The sequence below is a fragment of the Neisseria sp. HMSC067H09 genome, assembly GCF_001814135.1.
In the GTDB taxonomy this organism is placed as follows: Bacteria; Pseudomonadota; Gammaproteobacteria; order Burkholderiales; family Neisseriaceae; genus Neisseria.
Genome location: NZ_KV814877.1, coordinates 1 through 11,605, shown reverse-complemented (window position 1 = coordinate 11,605; position 11,605 = coordinate 1). Strand labels below are relative to the sequence as shown.

The following is an 11,605-nucleotide window of genomic DNA, read 5'->3' as shown; positions in this document are numbered from 1 at the left end:
AGGTCGTCTGAAAACTGATTTTCAGACGACCTTTGCCCTGTTTTCGATACGGTTTATTTATCGGCGTATTGCGTGTGAAATGACGGCTGATGATGGTGCCGTATCAAAAACGAGGCGAACTGCCGTATCAAATAGAAAGCCTATGCCGTTGTTTCAAATTACACAGATAATGGTACAGGTATTTTTTGGGATATACCGTGAATCTTTATTCAGACGACCTGCTGATAGGTCGTCTGAACACGCAGATAGGAACTGATATGCAAAAAAACATCCGTGCCGCCGCCGTACAAATGATTTCGTCCACCGACCCCGATAACAACATTAACACCATGAAACGCCTCGTGCGCCAAGCAGCCGAACAAGGCGCGGATTGGGTGTTGCTGCCTGAATATTGGCCGCTGATGGGGTGCAAGGATACTGACAAACTGGCTTTTGCCGAACCTTTAGTCGGTAGTAATTTTAGCGAAACCTGCCACACTGGTTTTGGCGAAACCCGCTGCGCTCGTTTTCAGACGACCTTGAGCGAGACGGCGGCGGAATACGGCGTGGTGCTGTTCGGCGGCACAATTCCGCTGCAAAGCCCCGACTTGGGCAAAGTGATGAACACGATGTTGGTGTATGACCGCGATGGCACGCAAATCGGGCTGTATCATAAAATGCACCTGTTCGGTTTTTCAGGTTTGGGCGAACGCTATGCCGAGGCGGACACCATCAGCGCGGGCGGCGATGTGCCGAAATTGGCTGCCGACGGCGTCCCGCTTGCCGCGGGCGTGTGCTACGACTTGCGCTTTCCCGAGTTTTTCCGTGCCCAGCAGCCGTTTGACGTTTTGCTGCTGCCCGCCGCCTTTACTTACACGACCGGTAAAGCGCATTGGGAATTGCTGCTGCGCGCCCGAGCGGTGGAAAACCAATGCTACGTCATCGCTTCGGCGCAAGGCGGCGAACACGAAAGCGGCAGGCGCACGTTCGGTCATAGCATGATTATCGATCCGTGGGGCGAAATCTTGGACATATTGCCCGAAGGCGAAGGCATCGTCATTGCCGATTTGGACGCTGCGAGGCTGCAAAGTGTACGCACCAGACTGCCTGCTTTGAAGCACAGGTTGTTGTGAAGATGATTAAAACGTGATTCGGGCTTGTATAGTGGATTAACTTTAAACCAGTACGGTGTTGCCTCGCCTTGCCGTACTATTTGTACTGTCTGCGGCTTCGTCGCCTTGTCCTGATTTAAATTTAATCCACTATAGAACAGGCATGAATGTGTTTGATGGAACAGTAAAAAAGGTCGTCTGAAAACGGTTTCCATTCGTTGAAACGGTATTTTCAGACGACCTTTGCGTTTGGCTAAACGGATAACGTGTTACGCCAGCCCGTTTTGTTGCGCGTCTTGCAGGCGGGCTTCGAAGTTGCTCAGATTGACGCCTGCTTGTTGTGCGGCAGCGACGACTTCGGCGACGCTTGCACCGTTTTGCACCTGATGATAGCCCCAGAGCAGGGAGCAGCGGGTGCCGGTGCGGCAGTAGGCGAGGACGGGTTGGGGAACGCTTTTGAGCAGGTTTTGGAAGGCGGCGACATCGGCGGCGTTGATGGCGGGCGCGACGACGGGCTGATGATGGTGTTCGCGGATGCCTGCGGCTTCAAGCCAGCTTTCGATTTGTTTGAACGTAACTTGGTTTTCTTCTTCGCCGTCGGGACGGTTGCAGATGACGGTTTGGATGCCGAGTTTGGCGGCTTCTTGTACGTCTGCTTCGGTCAGTTGCGGGGCGATATAGAGGTTGTCGGCAAGTTTTTGGATAGACATGGGTTTTCCTTTTCTACGTTTGACGATGGATTGATTTTAGTCGTCTTGAGGGGCCAACAGGGCTTGTTCCAATCGTTTTTTATTGGCTTCGGACTGTTTTTGGATGTATTGGCGGACAATGCTGTCAATCGCCGTATCTTGTTCCATATTGGAGCGGGTTGACCAAATGGCAGAGGCAAGTGTGAGGTCTACATGGTTGGGGCGTTGGGCGGCAGCCGTTTGGGCTTTGATGATGTAATCAACGATACGCTCGACTGCTTTCGGGTTGCCGGTGGCAAAATAAGTTACCCAATGAAAGTCCAGTGATGCAGGGGAAATGATGGGTTCTTGAAGCGGATGGAAGCTTTTGTTTTTTTTGAGGTTGTTTTTAAGCTCGGTATCTAATGTCAGGCTGTTAAGGCAGGTTTTGGCTTGATTCGTGCCGGTCAGGGTGAGGGTGTAGGCGGCAAAGGTTAGGGCGTCGCCTTGGTAGGTTCGGATGTTGTCACACCAAATGGTGCTGCCTTGGGGGTATTTTTGTAGCGCTTGCGTCCCCCATGCAAGGGTGGTTTCGCGCATGATATCGGCTTTGACAAGCTGGTCCATCAAAGAAGCAGCACGTTCGGCAGAGGGATTTTTGTAGAAGACGGCGATATCCTTTCCTAGTTTATCTGCCGAATCTGATTTGGGGGCGGCTGCGGCGTGCAAACTGAGTAACAGGGCGGTCATGCCGACAAGGATTTTTTTCATGGTTGTTTCTTTCAGAGTTGATGTTTCAGACGACCTCGATCCAGCACTTGAGGTCGTCTGAAAATCAGGCTCGGTCATTATAAAGCCAGTTTTCAAATAATTCGCGGTCGGTAATGTAGAGGACGGCGGTATCGGCTTCGGCGGCTTGGGCGGTGATGTCGGCGACGTACAGGATGCCGGTGCGGAAGTAGTGGAGGCGGGCGGTAGCGCCGATGGGGAGTTGCGCCCACTGTGCGGCAAGGTCGGTGCAGGCGTAGCCGTCGATGGCGATGATTTTATCCTGCGGGCTGAGGGCGGCGTTTTCTGCGCTGCCGCCGTTGAAGACGTGGGTCAGGGTGGCGTGGTCGCTGTTTTGTTTGAACCTTGCGCCGAAGTCGGACGCGGGGGCGGGCGTTTCGGTTGGCGGTTCGGACAGGAATGCGCCGCCGTGGCTGCGCGGCTGTGCCTGCCATTGCAGTCCGATGCCTATGGTGGCGAGGAGTTCGGCAAGGGGCAGGTCGGCGGTGGTGTAGAGGGTCGTCTGAAAAAAGTCTTCGAGATCTAGGCCGGTAAACGCTTGGCAACGGGCTTGCCATTGTTTTTCGGGGATGCCTTGTCGGGTCTCTAGCCAATCGCGGTAGTGTTGCTGCATGACGCTGTCGAGGGTGTGTCGTCCGCTGCTTTTGCTGCGGATGGCGAGGTCGAGGCAGAGGGCGGCGAGTGCGCCTTTTTGGTAGTAGCTGACGATGGCGTTGGGGCTGTTTTCGTCTTGTTTGTAGAATTTGTTCCAAGCAGTGAAGCTGGATTCGGCAAGGCTTTGTTTCAGACGACCTTTGGTTTGCTGCACGCGGGTGATGCTTTGGGCGAGCAGGCGCAGGTAGGCTTCGGGGGAGATGGTGCGGCTTCGGGCGAGGAAGAGGTCGTCGTAGTATGAGGTGATGCCTTCAAATGCCCAAAGCTGCTCGGTGTAGTTTTCGCGGTCGAGGTCGTAGGGTGCGAAGGCGGCGGGTTTGATGGATTTGACGTTCCAGGCGTGGAAGTATTCGTGTGAGAACAGTCCGAGTAGTTGGGTGTAGGCATCGTTGGCGTCGGTCATGCCGTGCGGCGGCAGGCTGTGGCGGTCGGCGAGCAGGGCGGTGCTGCTGATGTGTTCCAGTCCGCCGTAGATGTTGTCGCCGACGTGGAGCAGGAAGAGGTAATGGGTGAACGGGGCAGGGGAGGGGAACATGGCCAGTTCGGTTTCGCAGATTGTGCGGATGTCTGACACGAGGCGGTCGCGGTCGAAATCGGGGTAGTGGCCGCTCAAGGCGATGCGGTGCGGGATGCCGCCGGCTTCGAAATCGAGAAATTCGATGTTGCCCAGTTCGACAGGGTGGTCGATTAAATCGTGGTAGGAGGTCGTCTGAAAGCTGTGAACGTCGGTTTGGGGCAGGGTGGTGGCAATCCGCCATGTTTTCGGCAGGATGGGAAATTCGATTTGGTGCGCGCTGTTTTCTTGTCCGTTTACCTGCAAAAACAGGCACGCGCCGTCAAAGAACCCGCGTTCGGCAGTCAGAAACGAGCCGCGGACGGACAGGTCGTAGGCGTAAACGGTGTAGTAAATTTCCCACTCGCCGGACTGTGGGGCAGTGTGCCATCGGTTTTTTTTGACTTGGGTCAGATGGGTATATTCGCCATTGCAAAAGGCGCGGATGGTTGTAATGTGGCGCGAGAAATCGCGTATCAGATAGCTGCCGGGAACCCAGTTCGGAAGGCTGATTTCTGTTTCCAAATCATGTTCTTGTCGGAATGTTAGGCGGATGTGCCACTCGTGGGCGAGCGGGTTAGGGGTGATTTTGTAATTAATCATGTCTATTGGTACATTTGTTAAATTTTATGAATATGGAGATTAGGTTATGCAATTTAATTTATATCAATAAAGCCTTATTCAAAAGGGAGGCTTGAAAAAATAAAGTAGTACTATTGGGAGGGTTTTAAAATAATATTATGATTATAAAGTAAAAAATATAAAAAATCGATGGTGTGGCCATATGGTGTGAAATGTAATTCCGCTTGGCTAGGCTTGTCTTATATGTTAAATTTAGAAAAATTTAAACTTAGCCCTTATTGCGTTTTTTCAAAATGCATACGGCAAAGTGAGATAAAAAATTTTTATTCCCATAATTCATGGAGACTCTCATGGACACACAAACTTATAACTACAAAGTGGTGCGCCAGTTCGCCATCATGACCGTAGTTTGGGGCATTGTGGGCATGTTGGTCGGCGTCATTGTCGCCGCCCAATTGTTTGCCCCCGCCCTCGATTTATCAGATGTCGGCCCCTGGTTCCACTTTGGCCGTCTGCGTCCGTTGCACACTAACGCAGTAATTTTTGCGTTCGGCGGTTGCGGTCTGATGGGTACATCATACTACGTTGTTCAACGTACCTGTAATGCACGCCTGTTTGGCGGATGGCTGCCGGCATTTACCTTCTGGGGTTGGCAGGCGGTTATCGTTGGCGCAGTCGTCAGCCTGCCTTTGGGTTATACCCAAGCTAAAGAATATGCTGAATTGGAATGGCCTATCGACATCCTGATCGCTTTGGTTTGGATTGCTTACGCCATCGTATTCTTCGGTACGATTGCCAAACGTAAAATCAAACACATCTACGTTGCCAACTGGTTCTACGGCGGTTTCATTTTGGCCGTTGCCCTGTTGCACATCGTCAATAACCTGAGCATTCCTGCGGGCTTCATGAAATCCTATCCGGTTTATGCGGGCGCAATCGATGCCATGGTTCAATGGTGGTATGGTCACAATGCCGTAGGTTTCTTCCTGACTGCAGGCTTTTTGGGCATGATGTACTACTTCGTGCCGAAACAAGCAGGCCGTCCGGTCTACTCTTACCGCCTGTCCGTCGTCCACTTCTGGGCTTTGATTTTTACCTATATGTGGGCAGGTTCTCACCACTTGCACTATACCGCTCTGCCTGACTGGACCCAGTCCTTGGGTATGGTGTTGTCCCTGATTCTGTTCGCACCTTCTTGGGGCGGTATGATCAACGGTATCATGACCTTGTCCGGCGCATGGGACAAACTGCGTACCGACCCTATCTTGAAATTCTTGATCGTCTCTCTTTCCTTCTACGGTATGTCCACCTTCGAAGGTCCGATGATGTCCATCAAAACCGTCAATGCTTTGAGCCACTACACTGACTGGACCGTTGCACACGTTCATGCCGGCGCATTGGGCTGGGTAGGTTTCGTGACCATTGGTTCCGTGTACTATATGATTCCCCGCCTGTTCGGCAAAAATGAAATGTACAGCACCAAATTGGTGGAAGCACACTTCTGGATCGCGACCATCGGCGTGGTTCTGTATATCGCCTCCATGTGGATTGCCGGTGTATTGCAAGGTCTGATGTGGGGTTCTCTGAATGCGGACGGTACTTTGACTTATTCGTTTGTAGAGTCAGTTAAACGCACTATGCCTTACTACATGATTCGTTTCACCGGCGGCCTGCTGTACCTGAGCGGTATGTGTATCATGGCATACAACGTTTACCGTACAGCCATCAGTGGCAAAGCGGTTGATGCCGAGATTCCCGCGGTGTCTCAAACCCAGCACCACTAAAAACATAAGAAAAGGCTACCAAAATGAAATTACAACAATTAGCTGAAGAAAAAGTCGGCGTCCTGATTGTATTTACCCTGCTTGTAGTCAGCGTAGGTCTGTTGATTGAAGCCGTGCCGCTGTTCTTCTCCAAGGCTGTAACCCAGCCTATTGAAGGTGTGAAACCTTATAACGCTTTGCAAGTGGCTGGTCGCGACATCTATATCCGCGAGGGTTGTTACAACTGTCACTCTCAAATGATTCGTCCGTTCCGTGCAGAAACCGAACGTTACGGTCACTACTCCGTTGCCGGTGAGTCTGTTTATGACCATCCGTTCCAATGGGGTTCCAAACGTACCGGTCCGGACTTGGCTCGTGTGGGCGGCCGCTATTCCGACGAATGGCACCGCATCCACTTGCTGAATCCGCGCGACGTTGTGCCGGAGTCCAATATGCCTGCTTTCCCATGGCTTGCACGCAACAAAGTTGATGCCGAAGCAACCGTGGCGCATATGAAAGCCCTGCGTAAAGTTGGTACGCCTTACAGCGATGAAGAGATTGCAAAAGCTCCTGAAGCTTTGGCAGACAAATCAGAGCTGGATGCGGTGATTGCATACCTGCAAGGCTTAGGCTTGGCATTGAAAAACGTAAGGTAACATCATGGACGCAAACTGGGCTCGCTCGCTCTTCACTGTTTGGGTTTTTATCAGCTTCATCTTAGTGCTTTATATTGTTTTTAATCGACGTAATAAAAAGAACTACGATGATGCTGCCAACAGTATTTTCGACAATGATGATAAAGAGTCGTCTGAAAAAGACGGGCGATAACAGTTTAGTCCGTGATCACGGAGCAAAAGAATGAACACAACATCCCAATTTACCAGCAATTTCTGGAATATATACATTGCAGTTATTGTCGTGCTCAGCTTTATCGGCTTGGCATGGCTGCTGCTTTCCCAAAACGTTGTGAAGCGTCCTAAAAAGGGCGAAGAAGTCAAAACGACAGGTCATGAATGGGACGGTATTGAAGAATACAACAACCCACTGCCGCGTTGGTGGTTTTGGCTGTATGTCTGTACTTGGCTGTTCGGTATCGGCTACCTGGTCATGTATCCGGGTTTGGGCGATTATAAAGGACAGTGGAAATGGAGCAGCAAGGGACAATACGAGAAAGAAATGGCTAAAGCTGATCAAGAGTACGGCAAAGTTTATGCCAAATTTGCCAAAATGCCGATTGAGAAAGTGGCAAAAGATCCTGAAGCACGCGCCATCGGTCAAAACCTCTTCAATACCTACTGTATCCAATGTCACGGTTCTGATGCCAAAGGTTCCAAAGGCTTCCCGAATTTGACCGACAACGATTGGTTGTGGGGCGGCGAGCCTGAGAAAATCCATGAGACCATTGAAAAAGGCCGTACGGCACAAATGGCTGCATGGGGTCCTGCACTGGGTGAAGAACGCGTAAAAGATGTGGCAAACTATGTCATGTCCTTGTCCAAACCTAAAGACCAATACGATGAAGAACGCGCTGCCCGCGGTAAAGCATTGTTCAGCGGTCCTCCGGCAAACTGCTTTACCTGTCACGGCGATAAAGGTCAAGGTATCCAAGGTTTGGGTCCGAACCTGACTGACGACGTATGGTTGTGGGGTGGTACTCAAAAATCGATTATCGAAACCATCACCAACGGTCGACACAGCCAGATGCCTGCTTGGGGTCATTTCTTGGATAAAGACAAACTCCACATCATGACTGCGTATGTATGGGGTCTGTCTAACAAAGACGGCAAAGCGCCCGTGAAAAAAGCTGAACCTGCCCCAGCACCTGCTTCTACCGCTGCATCATCTACTGCCGCTTCATCTGCTTCCGCTCCGGCTCAAGATGAAAAAGCTGCTTCAGCAACTGATGCAAAAGCGGCTGCTCCTGCTGAGGCCAAACCTGCAGAAAAAGCAGACGCTTCTTCTGCTAAAGTAGACGGTAAAGCTGTTTTTGAAGCCAACTGCAAAATGTGTCACGGCGGCACCATCCCCGGTGCTCCAGGCATAGGCAAGAAAGACGATTGGGCTCCGCGTATCAAACAAGGTAAAGATACCCTGCACAAACACGCGCTCGAAGGCTTTAACTCCATGCCTGCCAAAGGCGGTAACACAAGCCTGAGTGATGACGAAGTCAAAGCAGCGGTTGATTATATGGCCAACCAATCCGGCGCTAAATTCTAAACCATAGAAATTAAAACGCACCTTTTCATAAGGTGCGTTTTTTTTATGGTCAAGCCATCTGTTTTCATAGCAATTTAATTTCTGTCTTTATCTTAAATGTGTATGAAATACAGGGAACAGCTTATGGTTTGCTATGGGTCGCAAAGTAACTAATGAAACTAGTGAGACATATTAGGGATAATGTCCTGCACCCAAAATACAGGATTTTTCTGCCCCTGTCGCATGGTGCGGACTGCTTGGAATTTTATTCATCCAACAGGCGGCAAGCCAGCCAAAGGCAGCGGCTTCGACCCATTGCGGATCAAGATTGAGTGCTGCTGTACTATGTAATTTTGTGGTAGGTGAGAATAGTTGGTGCAAATCTTCCATTAAAACGGGATTGCGGATACCGCCTCCACAAATATAAAGATTGCAAACATCAGGAGCAGCAGAGATGGTTGGATCATAAATCGTTTGGGCAGTAAACCTGAGTAGCGTTCGCAAAATGTCTTCCGGTTTTTCACCGCCTTTCAGACGACCTTTCAACCAATCCAATGAAAATAATTCACGCCCGGTACTTTTGGGGTATGGGGAGGAAAAATATGGGTGGTCGAGCAGGCGGGTTAGCAGTTCGGGTAAAACGGTTCCTGTTGCCGCAATCAAGCCGTCTTTGTCATAAGGACGTTGCCAAATGGCTTGCATCCATGCGTCAGACAGCATATTGCCCGGGCCGGTGTCAAAGCCGAATGCCGGAGAGGAATTTGGTAGGACGCTGATGTTGGAAATACCGCCGATATTCAAAACAACGCGTGTCTCGGAGTCGCTTTGGAACAAGGCTTGATGGAATGCGGGGACAAGAGGGGCCCCTTGTCCGCCTGCCGCTAAATCCCTGCTGCGGAAATCGCCGATGGTAAAGATACCGGTCAGATGTGCCAAAAGCGGTAGATCGGCGAGTTGTATGCTGTATCCTGCTTCAGGGGTATGGCGGACAGTCTGCCCGTGGCAGCCAACGGCGTCAATATCGTGGGCTTGCAGGTTGGTTTGTTTGAGCAGTAAAGAAACCGTATCTGCGTAAAGGCAGCTTAGTTTTTGAGATAGCAGCATACTGCGATGCAGTTCGTTGTTGCCGATATTTTGCAAATCCAGCAATTCATGCCTAAGGTCGTCTGAATAGGGGATGAATGCGTGGGAAACGGCTTTCAGCCATCGACTGCCTTCCATGCGGATTAAAACTGCGTCCGCACCGTCCATGCTGGTGCCGGACATAATGCCGATATAGTTTCGGATATTCATAAAATTGTGATTTTGAAGTAGGCAAAAAGAAACATTGTAACGCTGTTTCAGATTTTATTTGGATTCAGGATTGGAGAAGATAAAGAAATATTTCAAGAAAGATTGTAAAAAGGTTACAATTAGGTCGAGATTCCGAATCTGCCAACTTTCGTATTTCCAAAGGAAAACTTCCATGGCTCAAACTCAACCGAGTGCGAACTTGAAGCTTATTAACGCCGCTTTTGCCGCTATGCTGGTGGGCATGGTCGGCTATTTTATTTATTGGGGTCTGGGATATACCCATTACAACAATCCTATACTTTTCATCATTGCCACGATGTTCGGCGTATTTATGGCATTTAATGTCGGTGGCAACGATATTGCCAACTCGTTCGGAACCAGTGTCGGCTCCGGCACGTTGACCATCCCGCAGGCACTCTTGATTGCCGCTGTATTTGAAGTCAGCGGAGCCGTTATAGCGGGTGGCGAGGTTACAGATACCATCCGTAAAGGTATTGTCGATTTGAACGGGTTGGATTTGCAACCCATGCAATTCGTCTTCATTATGATGTCAGCCCTTTTGGCAGCGGCATTATGGCTTTTGTTTGCTTCGCGTAAGGGGCTGCCGGTGTCGACTACCCACGCCATTATCGGCGGTATTGTCGGCAGTGCGTTGTGTATGGCGTTTATGCACAAAATTGATGCGGGTACGCTTATCCAATGGGGTAAGCTTGGAGAGATTGCCCTTTCATGGGTATTATCCCCGATGTTGGGTGGGTTGGTTTCCTACCTCGTTTTCTCCCGTATTAAGAAAAACGTATTAGACTACAACGACTGGGCAGAAGGAACGCTTAAAACCATCAAGCAGGAAAAGAAGTCATACAAAGAGCAGCACCGTCTTTTCTTTGAAGCCCTTAGTGAAACTGAAAAAGTCGAATATGCAACCAAAGTAGCGCACGATGCGCAAATTTACGACGAACCCGATTTCGAACCTTCCGAATTACAGTCTGACTATTATCGCGGGCTGTATGAATTGGATAACCGGAAAAACAATGTCGATTCCTATAAAGCCCTTCATTCCTGGGTTCCCTTTATCGGCTCGATAGGCGGTATGATGATTGCTGCAATGCTGATTTTCAAAGGATTGAACAACTTGCATTTGGGCATGAGCAATGTCAACAGTTTCCTGATTATCTTCATGGTCGGCGCGGCGATTTGGATGGCGACATTCGTATTCGCCAAAAGTCTCAAACGCAAAGACCTTGGCAAATCAACCTTTCAAATGTTTTCTTGGATGCAGGTTTTTACCGCATGCGGCTTTGCATTCAGCCACGGAGCAAATGATATTGCCAATGCCATCGGACCGTTTGCCGCCATTATGGATGCATTGCGTACCAACAGCATTACCGCGCAAAATGCCGTCCCGCCTATCGCTATGTTGACCTTTGGTATCGCATTGATTGTCGGGTTATGGTTTGTCGGTAAAGAGGTTATCAAGACCGTCGGAACCAGTCTGGCGGAAATGCATCCCGCTTCGGGTTTTGCGGCCGAACTTTCCGCTGCCGCCGTTGTGATGGGTGCATCATTCATGGGGTTGCCTGTATCGAGTACCCATATCCTGGTCGGCGCGGTTTTAGGTATCGGTTTGGTTAATCGCAATGCCAACTGGAAACTGATGAAACCGATTGGTTTGGCTTGGGTGATTACCTTGCCCGCAGCCGCAGTTTTGTCTGTGATCTCTTATTTGGTGTTGCAGGTGGTTTTCTAACTGTTTCGAAAGTGAAAAGGTTGTCTGAAAAAACAAAATTTGTTTTTTCAGACAACCTTTTTCTAATTTTGACCTTTAGAAACTAGTAGCGTTGTTTACGGTATAGTGGATTAACTTTAAACCAGTACGGCGTTGCCTCGCCTTGCCGTACTATCTGTACTGTCTGCGGCTTCGTCGCCTTGTCCTGATTTAAATTTAATCCACTATATTTCCATTGGTATTCGGATTACTTCACACATGAACATGCACAAAAACACCCGCCTCACCCC

10 protein-coding genes and 2 pseudogenes are annotated in these 11,605 nt (G+C 49.9%); 6 read left to right on the top strand and 6 right to left on the bottom strand.

Annotated features, from left to right (window positions below):
• The first annotated feature begins 257 nt into the window (after nt 1–257).
• Nucleotides 258–1,112, top strand: a complete 855-nt coding sequence (locus tag HMPREF2954_RS03135) for a carbon-nitrogen hydrolase family protein (RefSeq protein WP_070688994.1) — start codon at nt 258–260, stop codon at nt 1,110–1,112.
• Here the strand turns inward: HMPREF2954_RS03135 and HMPREF2954_RS12860 are convergent.
• From HMPREF2954_RS12860 to HMPREF2954_RS03120, 4 genes and pseudogenes are all read right to left on the bottom strand, one after another.
• Nucleotides 1,109–1,246: pseudogene (locus HMPREF2954_RS12860) on the bottom strand (IS5/IS1182 family transposase); the annotation flags it as partial. The gene HMPREF2954_RS03135 and the pseudogene HMPREF2954_RS12860 sit on opposite strands and share 4 nt — an antisense overlap.
• A gap of 114 nt (nt 1,247–1,360) precedes the next feature.
• Entirely contained in the window at nt 1,361–1,801 is a 441-nt protein-coding gene (locus HMPREF2954_RS03130) for a TIGR01244 family sulfur transferase (RefSeq protein ID WP_045074618.1), read from the bottom strand.
• Between the two features lie 36 nt (nt 1,802–1,837).
• Nucleotides 1,838–2,530, bottom strand: a complete 693-nt coding sequence (locus HMPREF2954_RS03125) for a hypothetical protein (RefSeq protein ID WP_045074615.1) — start codon at nt 2,528–2,530, stop codon at nt 1,838–1,840.
• A 64-nt stretch (nt 2,531–2,594) separates the two neighbouring features.
• Nucleotides 2,595–4,358: a M61 family metallopeptidase gene (locus tag HMPREF2954_RS03120; RefSeq protein WP_045074612.1), complete on the bottom strand. Its 1,764-nt coding sequence runs from the start codon at nt 4,356–4,358 to the stop codon at nt 2,595–2,597.
• 329 nt (nt 4,359–4,687) lie between these two features.
• Here HMPREF2954_RS03120 and ccoN point away from each other — a divergent pair, with 329 nt between their 5' ends.
• From ccoN to ccoP, 4 genes are read left to right on the top strand one after another with little or no spacing between them, the layout of a single operon-like run.
• Nucleotides 4,688–6,121 (top strand): cytochrome-c oxidase, cbb3-type subunit I, encoded by a 1,434-nt coding sequence (gene ccoN, locus HMPREF2954_RS03115; RefSeq protein ID WP_197067790.1) that lies wholly within the window; start codon nt 4,688–4,690, stop codon nt 6,119–6,121.
• 23 nt (nt 6,122–6,144) lie between these two features.
• The gene (gene ccoO / locus HMPREF2954_RS03110; RefSeq protein ID WP_003741675.1) at nt 6,145–6,756 is read left to right on the top strand and encodes a cytochrome-c oxidase, cbb3-type subunit II; all 612 of its coding nucleotides are present in this window, start codon (nt 6,145–6,147) and stop codon (nt 6,754–6,756) included.
• A 4-nt stretch (nt 6,757–6,760) separates the two neighbouring features.
• Nucleotides 6,761–6,928, top strand: a complete 168-nt coding sequence (locus HMPREF2954_RS03105) for a cbb3-type cytochrome oxidase subunit 3 (RefSeq protein WP_019270010.1) — start codon at nt 6,761–6,763, stop codon at nt 6,926–6,928.
• Nucleotides 6,929–6,958: 30 nt separating this feature from the next.
• The gene (gene ccoP / locus HMPREF2954_RS03100; protein ID WP_082054542.1) at nt 6,959–8,317 is read left to right on the top strand and encodes a cytochrome-c oxidase, cbb3-type subunit III; all 1,359 of its coding nucleotides are present in this window, start codon (nt 6,959–6,961) and stop codon (nt 8,315–8,317) included.
• A 171-nt stretch (nt 8,318–8,488) separates the two neighbouring features.
• Here the strand turns inward: ccoP and HMPREF2954_RS03095 are convergent, their stop codons facing one another.
• Entirely contained in the window at nt 8,489–9,589 is a 1,101-nt protein-coding gene (locus tag HMPREF2954_RS03095; RefSeq protein WP_045074607.1) for an anhydro-N-acetylmuramic acid kinase, read from the bottom strand.
• Between the two features lie 172 nt (nt 9,590–9,761).
• Between HMPREF2954_RS03095 and HMPREF2954_RS03090 the strand changes: the two genes are divergently transcribed.
• Nucleotides 9,762–11,336: an inorganic phosphate transporter gene (locus HMPREF2954_RS03090; RefSeq protein ID WP_045074604.1), complete on the top strand. Its 1,575-nt coding sequence runs from the start codon at nt 9,762–9,764 to the stop codon at nt 11,334–11,336.
• A 100-nt stretch (nt 11,337–11,436) separates the two neighbouring features.
• Here HMPREF2954_RS03090 and HMPREF2954_RS12855 read toward each other — a convergent pair.
• Nucleotides 11,437–11,547 (bottom strand): annotated as a pseudogene (locus tag HMPREF2954_RS12855) (IS5/IS1182 family transposase); the annotation flags it as partial.
• Nucleotides 11,548–11,605: the final 58 nt, after the last annotated feature.

What these genes read in the sequence shown, in the direction of transcription:
- ccoO (WP_003741675.1), top strand. Translation starts at nt 6,145, where the DNA reads ATGAAATTACAACAATTAGCTGAAGAAAAAGTCGGCGTCCTGATTGTA.
- HMPREF2954_RS03090 (WP_045074604.1), top strand. Translation starts at nt 9,762, where the DNA reads ATGGCTCAAACTCAACCGAGTGCGAACTTGAAGCTTATTAACGCCGCT.
- HMPREF2954_RS03105 (WP_019270010.1), top strand. Translation starts at nt 6,761, where the DNA reads ATGGACGCAAACTGGGCTCGCTCGCTCTTCACTGTTTGGGTTTTTATC.
- HMPREF2954_RS03125 (WP_045074615.1), bottom strand. Translation starts at nt 2,530, where the DNA reads ATGAAAAAAATCCTTGTCGGCATGACCGCCCTGTTACTCAGTTTGCAC.
- HMPREF2954_RS03135 (WP_070688994.1), top strand. Translation starts at nt 258, where the DNA reads ATGCAAAAAAACATCCGTGCCGCCGCCGTACAAATGATTTCGTCCACC.
- ccoN (WP_197067790.1), top strand. Translation starts at nt 4,688, where the DNA reads ATGGACACACAAACTTATAACTACAAAGTGGTGCGCCAGTTCGCCATC.
- HMPREF2954_RS03120 (WP_045074612.1), bottom strand. Translation starts at nt 4,358, where the DNA reads ATGATTAATTACAAAATCACCCCTAACCCGCTCGCCCACGAGTGGCAC.
- HMPREF2954_RS03095 (WP_045074607.1), bottom strand. Translation starts at nt 9,589, where the DNA reads ATGAATATCCGAAACTATATCGGCATTATGTCCGGCACCAGCATGGAC.
- HMPREF2954_RS03130 (WP_045074618.1), bottom strand. Translation starts at nt 1,801, where the DNA reads ATGTCTATCCAAAAACTTGCCGACAACCTCTATATCGCCCCGCAACTG.
- ccoP (WP_082054542.1), top strand. Translation starts at nt 6,959, where the DNA reads ATGAACACAACATCCCAATTTACCAGCAATTTCTGGAATATATACATT.